Annotated in this window: 23 protein-coding genes; 17 read left to right on the forward strand and 6 right to left on the reverse strand. The window is 54.3% G+C overall.

The window, feature by feature from the left end:
- Window positions 1–4: 4 nt before the first annotated feature.
- Genes gspD through K0H63_RS00870 form a run of 11 tightly spaced genes read left to right on the forward strand, consistent with a single transcriptional unit; the run spans window position 5 to window position 10,592 of the window.
- A complete protein-coding gene (gspD, locus tag K0H63_RS00820) occupies window positions 5–2,116 on the forward strand; it encodes a type II secretion system secretin GspD (protein ID WP_220066343.1) in 2,112 nt (703 codons plus the stop codon).
- Between the two features lie 11 nt (window positions 2,117–2,127).
- Window positions 2,128–3,690 carry a type II secretion system ATPase GspE gene (gene gspE / locus K0H63_RS00825; protein ID WP_258405446.1) on the forward strand — a complete coding sequence of 521 codons (1,563 nt, stop codon included), beginning with the start codon at window positions 2,128–2,130 and terminating at the stop codon, window positions 3,688–3,690.
- 3 nt (window positions 3,691–3,693) lie between these two features.
- Window positions 3,694–4,917 carry a type II secretion system inner membrane protein GspF gene (gene gspF, locus K0H63_RS00830; RefSeq protein WP_220066344.1) on the forward strand — a complete coding sequence of 408 codons (1,224 nt, stop codon included), beginning with the start codon at window positions 3,694–3,696 and terminating at the stop codon, window positions 4,915–4,917.
- Between the two features lie 37 nt (window positions 4,918–4,954).
- A complete protein-coding gene (gene gspG / locus K0H63_RS00835; RefSeq protein ID WP_203325672.1) occupies window positions 4,955–5,386 on the forward strand; it encodes a type II secretion system major pseudopilin GspG in 432 nt (143 codons plus the stop codon).
- Between the two features lie 12 nt (window positions 5,387–5,398).
- Window positions 5,399–5,968: a type II secretion system minor pseudopilin GspH gene (gspH, locus tag K0H63_RS00840; RefSeq protein WP_220066345.1), complete on the forward strand. Its 570-nt coding sequence runs from the start codon at window positions 5,399–5,401 to the stop codon at window positions 5,966–5,968.
- On the forward strand, window positions 5,952–6,356 hold the full coding sequence (gspI, locus tag K0H63_RS00845) for a type II secretion system minor pseudopilin GspI (protein ID WP_258405447.1): 405 nt from the start codon (window positions 5,952–5,954) through the stop codon (window positions 6,354–6,356). The genes gspH and gspI overlap by 17 nt, the downstream gene beginning before the upstream one ends.
- Complete coding sequence (gene gspJ, locus K0H63_RS00850) at window positions 6,337–7,116, forward strand: type II secretion system minor pseudopilin GspJ (protein WP_220066346.1); 780 nt, start codon at window positions 6,337–6,339, stop codon at window positions 7,114–7,116. The genes gspI and gspJ overlap by 20 nt, the downstream gene beginning before the upstream one ends.
- The gene (gene gspK / locus K0H63_RS00855; protein WP_220066347.1) at window positions 7,116–8,090 is read left to right on the forward strand and encodes a type II secretion system minor pseudopilin GspK; all 975 of its coding nucleotides are present in this window, start codon (window positions 7,116–7,118) and stop codon (window positions 8,088–8,090) included. The genes gspJ and gspK overlap by 1 nt, the downstream gene beginning before the upstream one ends.
- Before the next feature lie 58 nt (window positions 8,091–8,148).
- Window positions 8,149–9,339, forward strand: coding sequence for a type II secretion system protein GspL (gspL, locus tag K0H63_RS00860; protein WP_220066348.1), 1,191 nt, complete (start codon window positions 8,149–8,151; stop codon window positions 9,337–9,339).
- Window position 9,340: 1 nt separating this feature from the next.
- Window positions 9,341–9,817, forward strand: a complete 477-nt coding sequence (locus tag K0H63_RS00865) for a type II secretion system protein M (protein WP_220066349.1) — start codon at window positions 9,341–9,343, stop codon at window positions 9,815–9,817.
- 19 nt (window positions 9,818–9,836) lie between these two features.
- Window positions 9,837–10,592: a type II secretion system protein N gene (locus K0H63_RS00870; RefSeq protein ID WP_220066350.1), complete on the forward strand. Its 756-nt coding sequence runs from the start codon at window positions 9,837–9,839 to the stop codon at window positions 10,590–10,592.
- 249 nt (window positions 10,593–10,841) lie between these two features.
- On the opposite strand, the gene K0H63_RS00875 is transcribed toward K0H63_RS00870, so the two are convergent.
- Window positions 10,842–11,621, reverse strand: coding sequence for a hypothetical protein (locus K0H63_RS00875; protein WP_220066351.1), 780 nt, complete (start codon window positions 11,619–11,621; stop codon window positions 10,842–10,844).
- Window positions 11,622–11,677: 56 nt separating this feature from the next.
- Window positions 11,678–12,352, reverse strand: a complete 675-nt coding sequence (gene yrfG / locus K0H63_RS00880) for a GMP/IMP nucleotidase (protein ID WP_220066352.1) — start codon at window positions 12,350–12,352, stop codon at window positions 11,678–11,680.
- Window positions 12,353–12,437: 85 nt separating this feature from the next.
- Here yrfG and nudE point away from each other — a divergent pair, with 85 nt between their 5' ends.
- From nudE to K0H63_RS00905, 5 genes are all read left to right on the forward strand, one after another.
- Complete coding sequence (gene nudE / locus K0H63_RS00885) at window positions 12,438–12,989, forward strand: ADP compounds hydrolase NudE (protein WP_220066353.1); 552 nt, start codon at window positions 12,438–12,440, stop codon at window positions 12,987–12,989.
- A 44-nt stretch (window positions 12,990–13,033) separates the two neighbouring features.
- Window positions 13,034–13,846, forward strand: a complete 813-nt coding sequence (cysQ, locus tag K0H63_RS00890; RefSeq protein WP_220066354.1) for a 3'(2'),5'-bisphosphate nucleotidase CysQ — start codon at window positions 13,034–13,036, stop codon at window positions 13,844–13,846.
- Complete coding sequence (locus K0H63_RS00895) at window positions 13,839–14,270, forward strand: GNAT family N-acetyltransferase (RefSeq protein WP_258405629.1); 432 nt, start codon at window positions 13,839–13,841, stop codon at window positions 14,268–14,270. The genes cysQ and K0H63_RS00895 overlap by 8 nt, the downstream gene beginning before the upstream one ends.
- Window positions 14,271–14,391: 121 nt before the next feature.
- The gene (locus K0H63_RS00900) at window positions 14,392–15,057 is read left to right on the forward strand and encodes a TetR/AcrR family transcriptional regulator (protein ID WP_220066355.1); all 666 of its coding nucleotides are present in this window, start codon (window positions 14,392–14,394) and stop codon (window positions 15,055–15,057) included.
- Window positions 15,054–16,928, forward strand: a complete 1,875-nt coding sequence (locus tag K0H63_RS00905) for an MFS transporter (RefSeq protein ID WP_220066356.1) — start codon at window positions 15,054–15,056, stop codon at window positions 16,926–16,928. The genes K0H63_RS00900 and K0H63_RS00905 overlap by 4 nt, the downstream gene beginning before the upstream one ends.
- A gap of 44 nt (window positions 16,929–16,972) precedes the next feature.
- Here the strand turns inward: K0H63_RS00905 and K0H63_RS00910 are convergent, their stop codons facing one another.
- Window positions 16,973–17,503 (reverse strand): HPP family protein, encoded by a 531-nt coding sequence (locus K0H63_RS00910; protein WP_220066357.1) that lies wholly within the window; start codon window positions 17,501–17,503, stop codon window positions 16,973–16,975.
- A gap of 127 nt (window positions 17,504–17,630) precedes the next feature.
- Here K0H63_RS00910 and K0H63_RS00915 point away from each other — a divergent pair, with 127 nt between their 5' ends.
- On the forward strand, window positions 17,631–18,185 hold the full coding sequence (locus K0H63_RS00915; RefSeq protein ID WP_220066358.1) for a TetR/AcrR family transcriptional regulator: 555 nt from the start codon (window positions 17,631–17,633) through the stop codon (window positions 18,183–18,185).
- Window positions 18,186–18,246: 61 nt separating this feature from the next.
- On the opposite strand, the gene mnmH is transcribed toward K0H63_RS00915, so the two are convergent.
- The 3 genes from mnmH to K0H63_RS00930 all read right to left on the reverse strand — a co-directional run bounded on the left by mnmH (window position 18,247) and on the right by K0H63_RS00930 (window position 21,600).
- Window positions 18,247–19,350, reverse strand: a complete 1,104-nt coding sequence (gene mnmH, locus K0H63_RS00920) for a tRNA 2-selenouridine(34) synthase MnmH (protein ID WP_220066359.1) — start codon at window positions 19,348–19,350, stop codon at window positions 18,247–18,249.
- On the reverse strand, window positions 19,347–20,405 hold the full coding sequence (gene selD, locus K0H63_RS00925) for a selenide, water dikinase SelD (RefSeq protein WP_220066360.1): 1,059 nt from the start codon (window positions 20,403–20,405) through the stop codon (window positions 19,347–19,349). Before selD ends, mnmH begins: the two co-directional genes overlap by 4 nt.
- An 88-nt stretch (window positions 20,406–20,493) precedes the next feature.
- Window positions 20,494–21,600 (reverse strand): fatty acid desaturase, encoded by a 1,107-nt coding sequence (locus tag K0H63_RS00930; protein ID WP_220066361.1) that lies wholly within the window; start codon window positions 21,598–21,600, stop codon window positions 20,494–20,496.
- Between the last annotated feature and the right edge of the window lie 111 nt (window positions 21,601–21,711).

Genomic DNA, 21,711 nt, shown 5'->3' on the forward strand with positions numbered 1-21,711 from the left:
TTAGATGAACAATCAAGGATTCCGACGCAAACTGATCGCCAGTCTGGTGGCTGGTACAGTACTCCTTTCGCCTGCGATTGCCTGGTCTGCTTCCAATGAGCAGCTGGCACCTAGTTTCAAAAATGCCGAAATTCAGGAATTTATTAATACCGTTGGCAAACGACTGAACAAGACCATCATTGTCGATCCGACCATCCGCGGCAAAATCAACGTCAGAAGTTACGATAACCTCACCGAGGACCAGTACTTCCAGTTCTTCCTGAACGTGCTGCAGGTGTATGGCTATGCCGTGGTGGAAATGGAAAATGGCGTACTCAAGGTCATCAAAGACAAGGATGCCAAGACCTCCAATATCCGTGTGGCCGACGACAGTGCCCCGGGTCTGGGCGATGAATTGGTAACCCGCATCGTCCCCCTGTACAACTCAGAGGCAAAGCAGCTTGCACCGCTTCTGCGTCAGCTTAACGACAACGCCGGTGGCGGTAACGTGGTTAACTATGACCCGTCCAACGTGCTGATGCTCACCGGTCGTGCTGCCGTGGTGAACAAGCTGGTGGAAATCGTCAAACGCGTCGATAAACAGGGCGATACCGAAGTGCTGGTCGTGCCTTTGCAGCACGCCTCCGCCTCTGAAATGGTACGGATTATCGATACCCTCTACCGCGCCTCTGCCAACCAGGCACAGTTGCCCGGTCAGGCACCCAAGGTGGTAGCCGACGAGCGGATTAACGCCGTGGTGATCAGTGGCGATGAAAAGAGTCGCCAGCGTGTGGTGGAATTGGTGAAGCGTCTGGACGCAGAGCAGGCCAGTACAGGCAACACCAAGGTACGCTATCTGCGTTATGCCAAGGCCGAAGACCTGGTTGAAGTGCTTACCGGCTTTGCCCAGAAACTGGAAGAGAGCAAGGAAGGGGCTGCTCAGCAAGCTTCGGGCAAGCGTCGCAGCCAAATCAATATCATGGCGCACACAGATACCAATGCCCTGGTGATCAGCGCCGAACCCGACCAGATGCGCACCCTCGAGAGCGTCATCAATCAGCTCGACATCCGTCGTGCCCAGGTGCTGGTGGAAGCCATCATCGTAGAAGTGGCTGAAGGTGACGATGTGGGCTTTGGCGTGCAGTGGGCCACTGAATCCGGTGGCGGCACCCAGTTCAATAACCTGGGTCCCACCATTGGTGAGATTGGTGCCGGTATCTGGCAGGCCCGTGGTGAAGAAGCCTCTGAAGTGACCACCATCGACGGCAACGGCAACCCCATAGTTTCCAAGAACCCTGAAAAACGCGGAGATATCACTTTGCTGGCCCAGGCACTGGGCAAGGTGAACGGCATGGCGTGGGGTGTGGCCATGGGCGACTTCGGTGCCCTCATTCAGGCCGTGTCCTCCGATACCAACTCCAACGTGCTGGCTACGCCTTCCATCACCACCCTGGATAACCAGGAAGCCGCCTTTATCGTGGGTGATGAAGTGCCGGTTCTGACGGGTGCACAAAACTCCAGCAACGGTAACTCCAACCCCTTTCAGACCGTTGAACGTAAAGAAGTGGGTGTGAAGCTGAAAGTGACGCCACAAATCAACGAAGGCAATGCGGTGAAGCTTGCCATCGAGCAGGAAGTCTCAGGTATCAACGGTAAAACGGGTGTGGACGTGACCTTTGCTACCCGCCGTTTGACCACCACAGTCATGGCCGACTCAGGTCAAATTGTGGTGCTGGGTGGTTTGATCAACGAAGAGGTGCAGGAGAGTGTGCAGAAGGTGCCTATCCTGGGCGACATTCCACTGCTTGGCCACCTGTTCAAGTCGTCTTCCAGCGGCAAGAAAAAGAAAAACCTGATGGTGTTTATCAAGCCCACCATTATTCGTGATGGCATTACCATGGAAGGCATCGCCGGCCGTAAGTACAACTATTTCCGTGCCCTGCAGCTCGAGCAACAGGAACGTGGCGTTAATCTGATGCCCAATACCAATGTGCCCGTGCTTGAAGAGTGGGACCAGTCGCAGCATCTGCCACCGGAAGTGAACGATATCCTTGACCGTTACAAAGAAGGCAAGGGGTTGGACACCGACATGCGTGAAAAGGACGCCGCACTGAATTACATCAACGAAAACAAATAACGGGCGAGCCTATGAGTGACATCAATCAGGGCGAAGTGCTGGAACGCCTGTCCGATGAACTTGGCGTAGAGGCCGAGACCCAGGTAGACGAGGCATTTCGCTCCAATAGCCGCGAGCGGCTGCCCTTTGCCTTTGCCCACCGTTTTGGCTTGGTGCTCGCCAAAGACGAGCAGGGTGTGCTGGGGCTGTATTACACAGACAAAACTCCGCTGGCGGCCCTGTTGGAAGTGCGCCGCTACGCCGGTGAAGCCGTTCCGTTGCAGCGTCTGGAATCCGGAGCCTTCGAGGCCAAACTGACTCAGGCCTATCAGGCCAACTCTTCCGAAGCGCAGCAGCTGATGGAAGACATTGGCAATGAGATGGACCTCTTCACTTTGGCCGAAGAGCTGCCACAGACCGAAGACTTGCTGGAAGGCGACGATGATGCGCCCATTATCCGGCTTATCAACGCTCTCCTGTCAGAAGCCATTAAAGAAGAGGCTTCGGATATCCATATCGAGACGTACGAGAAGCAGCTCGTGGTGCGTTTCCGGGTGGATGGGGTACTCAAAGAAGTGCTCAAACCCAACCGTAAGCTTTCGTCACTGCTGGTGAGCCGTATCAAGGTGATGGCCCGTCTGGACATCGCCGAAAAACGGGTACCTCAGGATGGCCGTATCTCGCTGCGTATCGGTGGCCGTGCTGTGGATGTGCGGGTGTCGACCATGCCATCGAGCCACGGTGAGCGGGTGGTACTGCGTCTGCTGGACAAGAACGCCGGTAATCTGGATTTGGCTCAGCTTGGGATGACAGAAACCATTCGCGAGCAATTCGACGAGCTTATCCGCAAGCCCCACGGGATCCTGCTGGTGACCGGTCCCACGGGTTCGGGTAAGAGTACGACCCTGTACGCGGGCCTTACCGAAATCAATTCCCGTGATACCAATATCCTCACTGTGGAAGACCCCATCGAATATGAGCTCGAAGGTATAGGTCAGACCCAGGTAAACACCAAGGTCGACATGACGTTTGCCCGCGGCCTGCGCGCCATTTTGCGTCAGGACCCTGACGTGGTGATGATTGGGGAAATCCGTGATCTGGAAACTGCCCAGATTGCGGTGCAGGCGTCCCTTACGGGTCACCTGGTGATTTCGACTCTGCACACCAACACGGCCTCCGGTGCCATCACGCGTCTGCAGGACATGGGGGTTGAGCCCTTCCTGGTCTCCTCCAGTTTGCTCGGGGTATTGGCCCAGCGATTGGTGCGGACCCTGTGCCCAAGCTGTAAGGCACCCCATGTGCCCGATGAGCGAGAGCGTGAACTGCTGGGTATTGGCGGCGGTGATGCCATTATTTACCGCGCCACCGGCTGTAAGGCCTGTGGCCACAATGGTTATCGTGGTCGTACCGGTATTCACGAGCTGCTGCTGGTGGATGACACAGTGCGCGAGCTTATCCATGGCGGCAGAGGCGAGCTGGCGATTGAGAAGTATATTCGTCAATCGGTTCCCAGCATTCGCCACGATGGTATGCAAAAGGTCCTTGCGGGCATTACCACCCTCGAAGAAGTACTGCGGGTGACCCGCGAGGAGTAAGGCATGCCGGCTTTTGAATACAAGGCGCTCGATGGCAAGGGCAAACAGCAAAAAGGGGTGATTGAGGCAGACAGTGCCCGTCATGCCCGCAGTCAGCTGCGAGATATGCGTCTGATGCCGCTGGAAATCGAGCCTGTTGTTGAAAAGGAAACCAAGGCCAAGTCCGTCGGCTTCAGTCCCTTCAAGCGTGGCATCAGTGTGGCCGAGCTGGCACTGATCACCCGTCAGATTGCCACCCTGGTGGCGTCAGGCTTGCCGGTGGAAGAAGCCCTCAAGGCTGTTGGCCAGCAGTGTGAAAAAGACCGTCTCGCTTCCATGGTGATGGCGGTGCGCTCACGGGTGGTGGAAGGTTACTCTCTTGCCGACTCCATGGCGGAATTCCCTCATATTTTTGATGATTTGTATCGCTCTATGGTGGCATCGGGTGAAAAATCCGGTCACCTGGAAGTGGTACTCAATCGTCTGGCCGACTACACCGAGCGGCGTCAACAGCTCAAGTCCAAACTGACTCAGGCGATGATTTACCCCGTGATGCTGACACTGGTCGCCATTGGCGTGGTTGCCGTGTTGCTTGCGGCCGTAGTGCCCAAGGTGGTGTCTCAGTTTGAACATCTGGGGCAGGAGTTGCCTGCGACCACCCAGGCCCTGATGGCATCGTCTGCCTTTGTGCAGGACTATGGCTTGCTGATTATGGTCTTGGTTGTGGTGGCCTTTGTGGTGTTTCAGCGTTTGCTCGCCAATGACAACTTCAAGATGAAGTACCATCAGTTTCTGCTGCGTCTGCCGGTGGTTGGCCGGGTCAGTCGCAGTATCAATACAGCCCGCTTTGCCCGCACCCTGAGTATTCTCAGCGCCAGTGCCGTGCCGCTGCTGGACGGGATGCGTATCGCCGGTGAGGTGATGCAGAACTTAAGGGTGCGCGAAGCGGTCGAAGAAGCAACGGCCCGAGTGCGCGAGGGGACCAGCCTGGGGGCGGCCCTGACCAACACCAAGCTGTTTCCGCCCATGATGCTCTATATGATTGCCTCGGGCGAAAAGAGCGGTCAGCTCGAAAACATGCTCGAGCGGGCTGCGGATAACCAGGACAGGGAATTTGAGGCCAATGTGAATCTGGCGCTGGGGGTGTTTCAACCCGCGCTGGTGATCAGCATGGCTGCGGTGGTGCTTTTTATCGTACTCGCCATCCTGCAACCTATTCTGGAAATGAACAATTTGATTGGTGGCTAAGTACCACCTCAGCGGTTTTTACAAGGAGAAAGCGTCAATGCAAAAGCGCAAGCAACAAGGTTTTACCCTGCTGGAAATCATGGTGGTTATCGTGATCCTGGGCCTTCTGGCCGCCATGGTGTTGCCAAACGTGTTGGGTAATAAAGAATCTGCCGACATCAAAAAAGCGGTGGCCGATATAGTCGCTCTGGAAAATGCTCTGGACATGTACAAGCTGGATAACAGCGTCTACCCCACCACTGAGCAGGGTTTGGATGCTCTGGTGCAAAAACCAACCATGTCCCCTGAGCCACGTAACTACCGCGACGGTGGCTATGTGAAGCGACTGCCTCAGGATCCATGGCGCAGTGATTACATGCTCCTCAGCCCAGGTGAAAACGGCAAAATTGATATCTTCAGCGCCGGCCCCGATATGCAGCCAGGTACCGAGGATGATATCGGTAACTGGAACCTGCAAAAATACCAGTAATGCGGGTGTGATGTGAGACAACGCGGTTTTACCCTGATAGAAGTCTTGCTGGTGGTGCTCTTGATGGGCATCGCTGCGGCTGCGGTTACCCTGAGTTTGCCGGGTTCCGGGGTTAAACCTGTGCTGGATAAGGCCGCGAGCCAGTTTCTCGTGGCCACCGATTTGATTCGGGATGAGGCCGTACTCAGCGGCCAGTTTCTCGGGGTGGTTGTCGATGAGGATAACTACCAGTATGTGGTGTATCACGAAGGCAAGTGGCACAAGCTCGAGAATGACAGGTTACTGGCCGCCAAAGCCATGGAACCCGGTGTTCGTATGAGCCTGGTGGTGGAAGGCCTGCCACTGGATCAGGAAGAGGAAGACGAGTCCTGGTTTGATGAACCCTTTATCGATGAGCCCACCGCCGAGCAAAAAGCCAAAAACCCGGAGCCGCAGATCCTGGTGTTCCCCAGCGGCGAAATGACCGCCTTTGAATTGACCTTCCTTGGCAGAGACGATTTGGGCCAGGAAGTAGACGTGTTGATAAGCGGTGATGCACTGGGTCGACTTAAGCTGGGGAGGGGGGATGATGAAACCCTGTAACTCGCCGGCTCGCAATAGGTACCTCAACTCACGGGGTATGACGCTGCTGGAAGTCATGATGGCGCTGGTCATCTTCTCCATTGCCGCCATCTCGCTGACCAAGAGTATGAGTGAGATGATGGGCAATCTGCCCATTCTCGAAGAGCGCACCCTGGCTCAGTGGGTCGCTGACAATCAGATGGTGGATGCCAAACTGGAAAAAGGCTTCCCCTCTATAGGAAAGAAAGACGGTGAAGTGGAGCTGGCCGGACGCACCTGGTACTGGCGCAAAGAAGTGGTAAAGACCACCGACGATAATTTTCGCATGATCCGTATCAAGGTCAGCGACGATGACAGATATTCACGGACTCTGGCCGAGATAAGCACTTATGTCTTTAAGAGAGAATAAGCCTCAGCGGGGTTTTACCCTGATTGAGATGCTGCTGGCCATCGCCATCTTTGCCTTGCTCGGGCTGGCGGCAAATGCGGTGCTGGGGACTGTGCTCAAAAACGATGAAGTAACCCAGGACTTCAGCAACAGACTGCGTTATTTGCAGCAGGGTTTTGGTGCCATTGAGCGTGATTTGGGGCAAATGGTGGCCCGCACGCCAAGACTGCTGGAAGGCGGCCGCGGCACGACGGTACTGCAATCGGGCAGCGATATGCTGGACAGCGAGAGTGAGGCCTTGTCCTTTTTTCGCATCGGTTGGCTCAATCCCGATGGCAAGTTGCCCAGGGGCAGTGTGCAATCGGTGGCGTACGTGGTTATTGAGGGCAAGTTGGAGCGTTGGTACTACCCTTATCCTGAACCTGAGTTTGGGGCGCAGCCGCTGAAAACCGTGCTCTTTGATAAGGTGTTGTCGGTGGAGTACGCCTTCTTTGTGGGTGATAAGTGGGAAAAGCGAATCGAGGCGACCATTCTGCCTGAGGCCATTGCCATGGAAGTCGAACTTGAGGGCATAGGCAAAATTCAGCGTAAGTTTCTGCTGCCCAAAGGCAGTATGCCCAAGTCAGATGATGACGAGGGCAAAGACAAGGGTGATAACGGTTCAGGTAACGGCGACCAAAACGGCAGCGGCAACAGTCCAGGTAACGGCTCCGGCGAAGGCAAGGGCAATCCCGATGAGTCAGAGGACGACAACGGCCCCCGTGGCAAGGAGGACATCTGATGCGCAAGCAGCATGGTGTAGCTCTCATCGTGGTCTTACTGATTATTGCCATCGTGGCTGTGATCGCCACCAACGTAACGGCACGTAACCAAATCAGTATGCGCCGCACCATGAATCTGGCCCAATACGATCAGGGTTACTGGTACGCGCTGTCTGCCGAGGAGTTGGCCCGTAAGGTGCTTAAACAGGATTTGGACGACAGCGAAGGCAAGGTGCATCTGCAGCAGTACTGGGCACTCGCCAATGTGGTGTTTCCGGTACAGGGCGGGGAAATTGCCGGCAAGATTTCTGATATGCGGGCCTGCTTCAATCTAAACGCCCTGTCAGTGGCGTCAAAAGAGGTCGAAAACGGGCAACCCCAGTTGCCGCTGGCGGCCAAGCAGTTCAAAGCCTTGCTGGTGGCGTTGGGTGTAGATGATTTTGGCGCCGAGCGTCTGACCCATACCCTGAAAGATTATTTGGATGAAGACACGGTCACCAGCCCCTTTGGTGCAGAGGATGCCGAGTACGAGTCCAGGCCTGCGCCTTACCGCGCGGCCAATACCCTGATGAATCACAAGAGTGAACTGAGGGCCGTGATTGGATTTACTGAAGAGGTGTACCGCAATCTGTCACCTTATGTGTGTGCCATTCCGGGCAATGACAGACAGTTGCTGAACATCAACACACTCAAGGTGGAGCAGGCCGCACTCCTGGTGGGAATGCTGGACGGCCAGCTCAGTGTGGGTGAGGCAGAAAGCATTATCAATCAGCGGCCATCGGAAGGATTCGACAATCTGGATGAGTTTTGGCAACTGACCAGCGTAAAACCGGACGATAAGCTCAAGTCCAGCATAGTGCTCGACAGCAAGTTCTTTCTGCTGGAGGCGGGCTCAAAATTGGATGATCGGATTTTCAGGCTCGACAGTGTGCTGGCCCGCACGAGTGGTAACCACATGGACACCCTGACACGCCAATACGGCGGCCAGCAATAGTGCATGGTGATACAGAATAACAACACAGCCTCCCCAAAGCGGGGGCCGGAGAATGACAGTGAGTGAAAGGCTATTTATCCGCCTGGGCACCAAGGCTCAGGACAGCTGTTCCTGGCTGATTTGGTCTGAGCAGGAACAGGAGATTATCGCCTCGGGAGAACTGCCGGGTGCCGAGTCCCTCGCCAGCCTGACGGAAAGGGCGGGCAACCGTCCGGTAGATATTCTGGTGCCTGCGTCCAGCATGACCCTGACCGAAATACATTTGCCGGAAAAAGGCCAGCGTCAGGCGCTCAAGGCGTTGCCATTCATGCTGGAAGAAAACATCGCCCAGGATGTGGATGATATGCATTTTGTGGTGGGGAGCCGCGATGGTGAGCGCCTGTCTGTGGCCGCTGTTGCCCACGAGCAGATGCAAACCTGGCTTGGCTGGCTGGCCGATGCTGGCCTGAAGGCACGCAGACTGGTGCCTGACTGTTTGGCTCTGCCGCTGGAAAGCTGTGAGTGGGCGGCCATGTTGATGGGGCAGGAGCTGCTGGTGCGTACCGGTAAAGGCTCGGGTCTTAATCTGCCACAGGACTGGTTGCCTGTGGCCTTGCCCATGATGCTTGCCGATAAAGAGATGGCGCCTTCAGTGGCCACTTACAACGACATGAATATCCCCGGCGCCGATGTTAAACCGCAAACCCTCGAGCTGCCCATGCTGGTGTTGGCTCGCGGCGTATTGCAGGCGCCGATGAATCTGCTGACCGGCAGCTATAAGCCAAAGCGTGAGCTCAGCAAGCATCTGTTGCAGTGGAAGAGTGCCCTTATAGTCGTAGCGGTAGCACTCTTGTTGGCGCTGGTGAACAAGGGGCTGACCATCTACCAGGTTGGTAATCAGGCCGATGTGCTCAAGGCCGAGAGTGAGGCCATTTACCGTCAGGTAGTGCCCGGTTCAAGCCGCATCGTTAACCTGCGTTCTCAGTTGGATAACGAAGTACGCAAGTTATCGGGCAGCGGCAGTGGCGCCGAGTTTTTCAGCATGCTGCAGCGTTTGAAAACGTCTTTTGCGGCCGTGCCTGAATTGAAACCCAACAGCCTCAGATTTGACAGTGCCCGCAGTGAAATCCGTATGCAGGTGACCGCAAAGGACTATGCCCAGATAGAAAAATTCAAAGAACTGGTTGGCAAAGATTTTGAACTGGAAGCCGGTGCCATGAACAGCAGTGACGAGGCCGTCACCAGCACCCTGACCTTGAGGAGTCGCTAATATGGACAAGCTGAAAGCCTGGTGGGATGGCCTGGCAACCCGCGAGCAGCAACTGGTTGGAGCCGGTGGGTTCATGCTCGTTATCGCCGTGTTTTATTTTGGCATCTGGAGCCCAATCTCGAATGCAGAAGAGGCGGCGCTGGGGCGGCTCAAAGCACAGCAGCAAACCCTGAGCTATGTGAAAGACACTGCCAATCGCCTTGCCGGATTGCGCCAAAGTGGCAGTCGTCCGGCATTAACCGGCAGCATCACCAACGTGGTGAACCAAACCGCCAGCCGTTATGGGCTGACCATTACCCGCATGCAGCCTCAGGGAAATAAAATCCAGTTGTGGATGGATGATGTGCCCTTCGATGCGCTGCTGAGTTATCTGGGCGATCTGGTGCAGCAAAAAGGTCTGTCGCTGGAGTTGCTGGATGTGGGTGAAACCGACACCCCCGGCATGGTGAAAGTCCGTCGTATTCAATTGGCCCAATAAGGGCAAAAGGGTTTAGCGAGTGTTTAAAAAGATAGTCATTGGCATACTCCTGTATCTGGTATTTCTTATTGTGCTGCTGCCAGCATCTCTGGTGGTTGCACTTGCACCTCTGCCACAGGGCATCAACATTGGTGGCGTAACAGGTACCTTGTGGCAGGGTGAAGCGGCCACGGTTCAAATCAAAGACAGGCAACTTGAGCAGGTTAAATGGGATATACATGCCCTTAAGTTGCTCACAGGTGCACTGGTGGCCGATGTGCAGATAGGCGGCAGGGCTTCGGCTCTGCAGATGAAAGGTGAGCTTGGCTGGTCGTTCTCTGGCGTTCGTGTTGCCAATCTTAAGCTCGACACCGGGCATGGCTTTTTGCTGGGTAATACCAGGTTGCCGTTTGGCGCCAAGGTGCAGGGGGATGTCAGCCTGATGCTCGGCGAGTATCGACAGGGTCAGCCCCTGTGCGACAGCCTCACTGGCAAGTTATTTATTCAAAACGCCAATCTCAACAACCAATTTGGCGAATATCCCCTGGGCAGCGTTGAGCTGAATCTGGCCTGCGATGCCGGACAGGTGCAACTGCTCGCCATGGAAGATAAAAACCAGTTGGGTCTGACTGGCACTGTGCTGCTGGCTGACCAGGGTAAAGTGGTCGTGAAGGCTAAAATCCGTGAAACCGATTTTCAGACAGAAGATATGAAAAAGGCGCTGGCGTTCCTGGGCCGCAAAGATGCCGAGGGTTATTACCCGCTCGTGTGGCAGGGCAAGGTGCCTGGACTCTGATGGAGTCAGCAATAAAAAAGGCGCCTGTGGCGCCTTTTTTATTAATCAGAACTATTACTGTCGGATACATAAGTGTCAGCATGGATAAACAGTATGTACTTGGCCTTGTAATGTTGGCTGTTGTCGCTCAGCAGCAGGCCGATTGCGATGCCCGTAATCAACTCAAGGAGTAGTGGAAGGATTCTTCTCATATTCACAGCATCTATTAATTGTGTGATATGGGTCGTCGCGTCTTCGCTCGAGTCTATTTTATCGGCCACTTGAACTGGTCTGGTTTGAATTGACGATAATGCCTTTGCTGCTTTTGAAGGCGATGTATCTGCGTTGTCCGTCTACTGTTGCAGATACGAAGATGTTTTTCAGCCCAGCGTCGCGAAAGAGCAGGTCCTTGGCCTTATCCCACCCGGCTTCTGACTGATAGTGCACAGTCAGGGTACAGATACTGTCGGAGCAGACTGGCTTGTCCACGTCGAGTTCGGGCAGTATTTCAGCCATCTCTGTAAGATTGCTGTTGAGGGCCTCCTCAAATTGCGACGCTTGTTCAGTACGATTTGCATAACTCAGCCATTCGCTGAATACCTCGAAGTTGTTGGCATCCAGCAACACGCTGATTACCCCAACGTTGACAGTATCATTTTTATTCAGCAGCAGCGCCTCAAAGTCTGTGGCGTTGCTGAGTTCACAGTAATCCTCTGATGCCTGTATTTCACATATCTGTTCGCGTAAATCCATTGACAGGGTCTGAGGCTGAGACGACGCTTCAGGCTCGTCTTGTTGCTCCTCCGCAGCCTCGACGCTTTGATTGAGCGTTGCTTCTGATCTTGGTGAGGTCGGCATGGTTGAATCTAAGGCGGGCGTATCTGTCGTTGGTGCAGAGTGATCAAAAGCCACAGCGGCTGCCGTAATCGCATGGGCCGATTGAGAGGGTTCTGGCATTGGGGACTGCGAAGTCGAGTCTCTGGAAAACAAGGTGGCGCCGGCTATCAAGCCGATTGCCAACGCTGAAATGCTTGCAATCAAGGTTTTCATTCGATGTCCTTATCGTTCTTTTATGAAAACCCGACGTTACACCAATCCTTTGTTCTTCACAAACTAACTGCGCGGGTTAACTCTTTGAGCAGCAAACGGTAATCATGGATGGCAGGAAAGTCCTGGAACACCTTATTGGGCTGTCGGCTGTCCGGATTGCTGATCCCAAGCTGAAATCCCACTCCGGCATGCTTTGCTGCCAGCAGAATGGCCTCGCTGTCGTCAATAAAGAGACAGCGCCTGGGGTCGAGTTCGAAGCGGGCAAATACCGCCTGCCAGAATAGCGGCGACTCTTTTGGATAGCCGGTTTGATGGCTGGAGAGCATCTCATCCAAGCCTGAAGCCAGTTCCGTATGTTCAAGCTTCAAGGCGAGGCTGTTCGGGTGGGCATTGGTGAGCAGGATGCGGCGTTTCCCTGCATCGGCGAGGGCCGTCAAAAAGGGCATGCTGTCCTGTCGCAGTTGTATTCTGTCTACCAGGGTGCGATGCAGGGCCATGATATCCAAACCCAGCTCCCGCTCCCAATAGTCGAGACAGTACCATTCCAATGTGCCTGCGACGTTGTCGTATGCCGCTCTCACATTGGCGATTGCGGCCTCGGTGCTGATGCCATGCAGGCGGCTGAGGGTGCCCGGAACCAGTGACAACCAAAAGTGGTTATCAAAGTGCAGGTCCAGCAGGGTGCCATCCATGTCGAGCAGTACTGTGTCAATTTGGTCCCAGGGAAACATTGGAAAATTCCATTGGTAGATTAAAAATGGGGTAGTAAGATTGTACCCCATCATGATTTATGAAACTCAAGAGTCAGGGGCGAGCATGGGTGAGCGGCGCCAAAAGCCGGAAATACTGCACACTGAAGTAGTGGCCAAGAGCCGTTTATTTCAGATAGAGCAAGTTCATCTGCGCTTTGCCAATCAGGTTGAACGCTACTATGAGCGCATGAAGGGCTCGAATCGTGGTGCCGTGATGGTTGTGCCTGTGTTGGGTGAGCAGCTCCTGCTGGCGCGGGAATATGCGGCTGGCACCGACAACTACGAACTGGGTTTTCCCAAGGGCTTGGTGGATCCGGGGGAACTACCCGCCCAGGCCGCCAATCGTGAGTTGCAGGAAGAAATTGGCTTTGGGGCCCGTAAGCTTACCCTGCTGAAGGAGCTGAGCCTGGCACCTGGGTATTTTTCCAGCAAGATGCAGATTTTTCTGGCCGAAGATCTCTACGAGAGCCGCCTTGAGGGTGATGAGCCTGAACCCATTGAAGTTGTAGAGTGGCCCCTCGTGGATTGGCAACAGCTTCTTGAACTTGATGATTTTTCAGAATCCCGCAGCGTCAGTGCTTTGTTTTTGGCACAAAAGCATCTACACCTTAAATAGAAAGTTCCGGGCCGCGTGAGGCAGTGCCCCCTTCTGGAGTGGTTATGAAGCCAGAACAATTGGTCGATGAGGCAATTGCCATTGCGACCCAGGCAGGAAACAAGATCCGGGAAATTTACCTTGCCGGTGATTTCGAACGGATCGTGAAATCCGATAATACCCCAGTCACTTCTGCCGACCTTGCCGCGAATCAAATCATCATGGATGGACTCAGGCAACTGACGCCCCATATTCCTATTTTATCGGAAGAAGCTGCCGATATTCCCCTCAGTGAACGCGCAGACTGGCCGTGCTATTGGCTGGTAGATCCTCTCGATGGAACCGGTGAGTTCATTGCCGGCAGTGGTGATTTCTCAGTCATTATCGCGCTGGTTGAACATAACCGTCCCGTGATGGGGGTGGTGTACGTGCCCATGACCGGGGTGTGTTATTACGCCGTAGCGGGCCTCGGTGCATACAAGCGCAGCGGCGGCATGGAAGTCAGGATCACCAGTCGTCAGCTGCCGTCCGGTGTTGAACCCTCGCTGAGACTGGCCGTGAGCCGTCGTCAGGACCCTCAATCCGTACTGAAGCTCTTTCATCAGCCCCGCCATTGTGAGTTGGTGGTAATGGGCGGCGCCGCGCTGAAAAGCTGTTTGGTGGCCGAAGGCCGCGCCGATTGTTATGTTCGGGTAGGCCCAACGGGCGAGTGGGACACAGGGGCTGCGCAGATCATCATCGAAGAGGCCGGTGGCCAACTGATGGACATAGAACTGCAACCCCTCAGCTATAACGAACGTGATACCTTTGAAAATCCCAATTTTGTGGTAGTAGGTTCGCCCAATCTTGACTGGGATAAAATTCTCGTTGGTGAATAATATTTTGCAAATTCAACCTCTCTCTGCGTCCAACTGGCAGGATGCCTATCATGTTGAACGTACCTGTTTCGGCACTCATGCCTACCCAGACTTTTTCTTTCGCCAGGCCGTGGATGCCTGGCCCGATGGTTTGATTGGTGCCTTTATCGAAAATGAATTGGTGGGTTACGCCCTGTGCGTACCCGGGAATGAGCCCCATATCGGCTGGATTCTTTCCGTTGCAGTGCTCGATACCCATCGAGGTTGCGGCGTGGGTAAGGCGCTGATGAACCAATGCTTGTCTCTGGGGTTTGCCAGCCTCAAGCTTACGGTGGCACCGGATAACCCTGCCCGGCACCTTTACCTTAAACTCGGATTTCAGCAACAGGCTGTAGAGCGGGATTATTTTGGCCCCGGCGAGGATAGATTACTGCTCGTTCGCTGATTGATACTCACTGAACCTTTGCTTAATAAACAGTGTTTTTTATTATTGTGAACATTGTTTTTAATTTGTTCTCCTGTTAGCTTGTCACTAACAATCAACAAGTCGGCAGATAGGGTGAGGGATGGCAAGGCGAAAGGAACACAGCCATGAGCAAATCCGCGAGATGGCTATCACTGAGGTAGAGCGCTGGTTGGAGACAGAGCCACTGCAGGATCTCAGTCTTCGCAAAGTGGCTCAGCAAATCGGTTATGCTCCCAGTACTCTGGTGAAGGTCTTTGGCAGTTATACCTATTTACTGCTGGCCGTCGCAAGGCGCGCGCTCGAAGCCCTGGATACCACTTTTGCAGGGCATTTGGGCGCCATTTCTGACAATCCCTCAATCAAGAATCCTCCTCTGGATGCGTTGCAGGCAAAAGCGGCGCTTAATGCCATGGCGCAGAGTTATGGGCAATTTGCGCTTAGCTCGCCGGGGCGTTTTTCACTGGTATTCGAGCTTAAGCTGCCCGAAGAAGCACTACTGCCGTCAGACCACAGCGCCCTGATTGAGTCCCTGCTGCACCGACCAGAAGCTTGCTTAAGCGCCATGTTTCCATCTCTGGGGCCCGCCCAACTTAAATATCAAACCCGCCTCCTGTGGGCGGCGCTTCATGGCCTGGTGGCGCTGTCGCTTCAGGATAAGCTGTTTTTACTCGAACATTCGTTGGCCGAACTCCTGACGGTTCAGCTGGGAAACCAATTGCATGCGATTTCTGTGCTTGATGCGCAGCACACGGAGGTGAAGCCATGATATTCAGTCGCCGCTTTTTACCCTATTTTTTGACTCAGTGCCTGGGGGCGCTCAACGACAACATATACAAGAATGTGCTCTTGCTGCTGGTGGCTTACAGTCAGGTTGACAAGTTACCCATGGACCCCAACTTGTTTGTAAACCTCGCAGCCGGGGTGTTTATCCTGCCATTTTTCCTGTTTTCAGCCCATGCCGGTGGCATCGCCGATAACATGGATAAGGCAAAGCTTATCCGCCGGCTCAAACTGCTGGAACTGGGCATTATGTCCTGCGCCGCCGTCGCCCTGGTGACAGAGCACTATCTTGCCATGCTCCTGCTGCTGTTTATGACCGGAAGCCAATCGGCCTATTTTGGTCCTGTGAAATACTCACTTTTGCCACAGGCACTGAAAGAAGATGAGTTGGTCAGCGGCAATGCCTGGGTCGAGATGGGCACTTTTCTATCGATTCTGGTGGGCACCCTGAGTGCTGGTCTGTTGGTGGCAAACGAAGGCGCTACCTGGCTTGCGGCAATCACAGTGGCAACCCTGTCGCTGGCGGGCTATCTCAGTAGCCGTGCCATTCCGGCATTGCCTCCCCAGAATAAGGTGCATACAGTAAAGTTCGCTCCCCTGTCGGGTACCTGGCGCAGCGTACAGCGGGTACGGCGTACCCCCACCATCTGGATGGCGATACTGGCCATCAGTTGGTTTTGGTTTTTGGGGGCCACTTACCTGACCCAATTCCCTAATTTTGCCCGTGAACATCTCCATGGCGACGCCACTGTCGTGTCTGTTTTGCTGGCGCTCTTTTCCATCGGGATTGCAGTAGGTTCGTTTCTATGTGAGCGCATTTCCTTTGGCCGGGTGGAGCTTGGCGTATTGCCCTTTGGTGTTGCAGGTTTAACTCTGTTTGGGGTCGATATGTTATTTGCCCTGCCGGGACTTGCTGCACCTCAGTCGCTTTATGGCGCGGCCGAGTTTGTGCAGCTGAGTGCCCACTGGCGTCTGATGTTTGATCTCTTTATGGTGGGCATCAGCGGTGGTCTTTTTATCGTCCCCCTGTATGCCTTTATCCAGACCCGCGCCGCCAGAGGTGAATGTGCCCGCGCCATTGCGGCAAACAACATAGTCAATGCCTTCTTTATGGTGGTATCGGCACTGCTTTCCATGCTGCTGCTTGGCCCGGTTGGGCTGGGCATACCCGAACTCTTTTTGCTCCTGGCACTGATGAATGCCGTGGTGGCCTTCTATGTTTATCGTCAGGTACCTGAATTTGCTCAGCGTTTTATCTCGTATTTGCTCAGCCACCTGATGTATCGGGTATCCATCAACGGCAGGCAGCATATTCCGAAAGAAGGCGCGGCGCTGATGGTGTGCAACCACGTGAGTTATGTCGATGCCTTATTGCTGCTGGGGGCTTCAACCCGGCCGGTCCGGTTTGTAATGGACAAGAGTATCAGTGAAATGCCGCTGCTCAAGTACCTGTTCCGTCATGCCGGTGTCATTCCCATCTGCTCGCCCAAACAATGTGAGGCAACCTATAACGCCGCCTTTGAGCGTATCGACGAGGCGCTGATGGATGGCGAGCTGGTATGCATTTTCCCCGAGGGTCGACTGTCGCCGGATGGGGTGTTGGGCGAGTTCAGGCCGGGAGTGGAGAAGATTCTTTCCCGCCGACCCGTGCCCGTGATCCCCATGGCGTTAAAAGGCTTGTGGGGCTCTTTCTTCAGTCATAAGGATGGGCATGCACTGGCCACCCGCCCGAAACGCTTCTGGTCCAGGGTCGAGATTGAAATCGCGCCGCCTGTGGATGGCGTAGCCACCACTCGCCATACACTGCAACAGAAGGTGGCTGAACTATTGGCTCCTGAGTTCATGAAAGGTGCATGAGAGGGCCTTGGGCCATCCTCTATCAGCTGATTGAGTTGTGAGGCTTATTCTCGCTCGTTTCGGCCAACGCCATGCCAATAATTGGGCCAGTTGGTTTCTTCGGCGATGTTATTGAGCAGTGCTGCAATGGCCACCAGAGCTACGCTGCCAAGCAATACGGGATAGATCAGGAAGTCAAACCCTACCACGGCTTGTCCGGCGAAGATAATGACCAGGGGATTGGCTCCTGCCGGTGGATGCACGGCACGAAACACCTGCATTACCAGAATCGAGAGCCCTACAGCCAGGGCCATCACCCACAAGGAATCGCCCAGACCGTACAAGGCCGCAAGGCCAATGGTTGCGGCGATAAGATGCCCACCTATCACGTTACGAGGCTGGGCCAGCGGTGATCCTGGTGCGGCGAATAAAATCACGCAAGTAGCACCAAAGGGAGCCATCAACCAGGGGGCACCAGTCGTTTGCCCCAGCAATCCCAAAAGCAATACGCCAAAGAATCCTCCAGCCAAGCCTTTTATCAGTTGTTTTGGTGTTGCCCTTTCAGGCAGTGCTCCGCCGCCCTTGAGTTTTCTCATCGAGCTTTCCTTAAGTGAGTTGTATGTTTGTGAATCGCTTAAGTGTACAGATCTGTACTTCACAGAACAATACAGATCTGTACACTTAAGGCAATCTATAGAGGTGAGTAGCCGGAAGGCGGGGAAAATGAGCAAGAGAGAGCACATATTGAATGTGGCAGAAGCGTTGTTTAATGAACATGGTTACACGGCGGTTGGCGTCGACCTTATTCGTGATACGGCACTGGTCTCAAAAACCTCTATGTATCGTCATTTTGGCTCAAAAAATCTGTTGATTGAGGCGGTGCTTGAACGGCGGCATCAGCGGTGGGAGGATTCATTGACTTCTGCTATGGCGGCCGTGGAAGCTTCAGCGACAGCTGCGGATGAACGACTGGACATACTGCTTAACTGGCACTTTGATTGGTTTAAGCAAGCTGATTTCAATGGATGTATGTTCATGCATGCACAGGCCGAGTTTAAAGGAACGGACCAAGCCATATCCGGCAAGGCCATTCATCACAAAGCTTGGCTCAAATCTATGTTGGCGAATGTTGTAGATCCAACGTTGCCCGATCTCCGGTGGCGCACAGAGAGCCTGATGACCCTGATTGAAGGGATGATAGTCAGAGCTGAATTCGGTGAACTGGTCGGTGCTGAAGGGGCATATCGACGTGCGGCGAGAGCGTTGCTAACAGCCTGAACTGGAATAGGTGTAAAAATCTGCGGTAGCAGCAAAAAAGCCCTCTTTCGAGGGCTTTTTGTTATTTGCCGAGGCTGCTGAGGTAGTCGTGCATCTCTGCGTGAGTACCGGTAAAGCGCACCCGGGCGGCTTTTTTACCCAATTGATAGTGGTACATGGGGTCGTAATAACTTTTCAGCAGCAGTGATATCCACTCCAGATGGGCACTGGTATCCCTTTGGCTCTGCTCAGTGGCCAGCGCTTTGTTCATCAGCTCTGTCATTTCAGCGTGGAGCTTACCGCCAAGGCGCTTGTAGATACCCTTGAGGCTGCCGAGCAGATAGTCACGATAAGCGATAAAGCCCTGTTCTTCACCCAGACGTTCCACATAACCTGCGTGCATCTTGTGGACGTAGTCATCCAGCAGACGGGGCAGACGTTCTTCGAGCGTAGAAGTCAGCACCAATACCGGCGCCTGTTGCATCTTCTCGAAAAAGACCTTGGGGATGGCATTGCGGCCAATGAGAAAGCTTTCATCCTCCAGCAGGAGTCTTGCTTGCTCGCGCTCCTGATGGCGCATCAGCTCGATGGCGAGGCGGTTTTCAAAATCAATCTGGCTTGGCTGTCCCTCGTGCTGGCGACCAAAGCTGGAGCCCCGGTGGTTGGCGATGCCTTCCAGATCGACCGACTCACTGCGAAGGCGTACAAAGTCAGTTTTACCGCTGCCGGTAATGCCGCTGAGGATCAGCATTTCGCGTTTGCCGGGCGTCGTTTCAATCTCATCAATCAGAAACTGACGCATGGCCTTGTAACCGCCCTCGATAAAGGGGATATCGAGTCCGGCTTCTTTGAGCCAACTTTGGGTGATGCGCGATCTTAAACCGCCACGAAAACAGTAGAGAAAGCCATCAGGATGCTCGCTGAAAAAGGCCTTCCAGGCGTCGATGCGGCTGGCTTTGACCTTGCCAGAGACCAGCTGGTGGCCAAGTTCAATCGCCGCTTCCTGGCCATGCTCTTTGTAGCAGGTGCCCACCTTTTGCCGCTCGCTGTCGGTCATCAGGGGCAGATTCACCGCATTGGGAAAAGCCCCCTTGGTGAACTCGATGGGGGCGCGCACATCCATAATGGGATGACCTTTTAAGAAGATCTCCCGATATTGGTTGGCGGGGACGGTATTCGTGCTCATGCCAAACCACCGGATTTGAGCAGCAATTTGCCGGGGCCGGCCTTCAGCTCGCCTATACACACAGGCGCTATACCATGGCTGCTGAGAAGCTCGCATAAGGCTGCTTCGGCGTCAGTGCCAACGGCCACCAGGAGGCCGCCGCTGGTTTGAGGGTCGCACAGCAGTGCTTTTTCACGCTCGCTGACGCTTGGCAGGTGCTCGCCGTAGCTGTCGAAATTTCTGTGGGTGCCGCCGGGGATGCAACCAAGATTCAGATAATGCTCGGCGCGCTCCAGCAGCGGCACTGCATCCAGATTCAGTTCGGCATCCACAGTGGCGCCCTGACACATCTCCAGCAGGTGTCCCGCCAAACCAAAACCCGTTACGTCTGTCATGGCACTGACGCCGGGCAGAGTTGCTATATCGGCGCCAATTTTATTGAGGGTGCACATGGCTTCGGGGGCAATGTGGGCATCGGCGTCTTCAAGCTTTTTCTGCTTTTGTGCTGTAGTGAGAATACCAATACCAATGGGCTTGGTGAGGTAGAGCTTGTCACCCGCCTTGGCCGTATTGTTTTGTTTCAGACGCTCCAGGGGGAGCTGACCAGTCACGGCCAAACCGAAAATAGGCTCGGGCGCGTCAATACTGTGGCCACCGGCAAGCATAATACCGGCATCCATACAGGCCTGACGGCCACCATCCACCACCTGCTGAGCCACTTCGGCGGGCAGCTTGTTCACAGGCCACCCCAGAATGGCAATCGCCATGATCGGCGTGCCGCCCATGGCGTAGATATCGCTGATGGCATTGGTGGCAGCGATACGGCCGAAGGTGAAGGGGTCGTCCACAATGGGCATGAAAAAGTCGGTGGTACTGATAATGCCAGTGGTTTCATTCAGCTTGTAAACGGCGGCATCATCACGGCTGGCATTGCCAACCAGCAGATTGGGGTCGACAAAGCTCGGCAGCTGCGATTCGAGAATGGTGCCCAGTACCTTGGGCGAGATTTTGCAGCCACAACCGGCTCCGTGGCTGTATTCGGTCAGTTTTATGGGCTGTGAAAGTTGCGATGACATACGGATTTGCCTGCCTGAATGGAATGGCAACCATGATAGTCAGATACGGCCTCCATGCAAGGAGGCCGTGTTGATTCTTGTAACGGGATCAGCGACAGGCGGCTGTGAGTGACGCCCAGTTTTGCTGCGCCAGACGCAGGCGGTCCTTAAGCTCCGCTACCTTGGGTAAGAGGTCTTTTACACAAAGCTCGGCACGACGGGCTTCCAGCAGTTCCTTTTTGGCCTCGTAGTAGGCCAGTAACTGTTGCTTCAGACGCTCGTATTCCAGCTGCAGAGATTCCAGCAGTTCATCGGCATCTTTACGGCCGGCAATGCGGTGTTGGCTGCGTTTGAGCTGCATCTGCAGTTTGGCGCTTTCGATGCGCTCCTGCGGTACTTTACGTAAGTCACCCGCCATACCACACCAGGACAAGCCCTTGATAAGCCACTTAGTCGGGTCGTAGTCCCACCAATGGATGCCATTGCGGTAGTCGTTTTCGAAAATATGGTGGAAGTTGTGGTAGCCCTCACCGTAGGTCAAAAACGCCAGCAGCGGATTATCACGGGCGGTGTTTTTGTCTGTGTAAGGCTGCGAGCCCCAGATGTGTGCCAGGGAGTTGATAAAGAAGGTGCAGTGATGAACCAGCACCAAACGCGCCAATCCTGCCAGCAGTAACATCGACAGCACATCACCATGGATCCAGCCAAGCAGCGCCGGCAGACCCACATTCATCAAAATGGTCAGCAACAAATAATGCTTGTGTTGCCACATCACGATAGGGTCGTTTTGCAGATCGCGTACGTTGTTGTAATCGTGATATCTGTGGGCCTGATATTCCCTCAGCATCCAGCCGATATGGCTGTACCAGAAACCCATGTTCGCTGAATAGGGGTCTTTGTCGTTATTGTCGACATGCTTGTGATGCACCCTGTGATCCGATGACCAGTGCAAGGCGCTGTTTTGCAACGCCAGAGCGCCACCGAGTGCATAAAAGAAGCGCACCACGGCATTGGCCTTATATGCCTTATGTGACCAAAGCCTGTGATAGCCCGCAGTAATAGAGAGGCCGCTATAAAACACCAGCACGACAAAGGCAACCCATTCAACGGCATCAAAGCCATGGGTGATGGCTCGCCAGGGAACCAGAGTAATAGCACCGCCTAGGGTTAAAACGAACAGAGAGAGGTTAAGCCAAATGATGGGGGGTTTATTCATTATTGTTTCCATATATCGCTTTAAGCGTACAGCTGTAAGCTAATTTAGACGAGCTGGTGACCAAGGTCAAGGAAGGCGGGGCTGTGTTTTAGGGGCAAAAGGGTTATTATC

The organism is Shewanella zhangzhouensis (assembly GCF_019457615.1).
Lineage (GTDB): Bacteria > Pseudomonadota > Gammaproteobacteria > Enterobacterales > Shewanellaceae > Shewanella > Shewanella zhangzhouensis.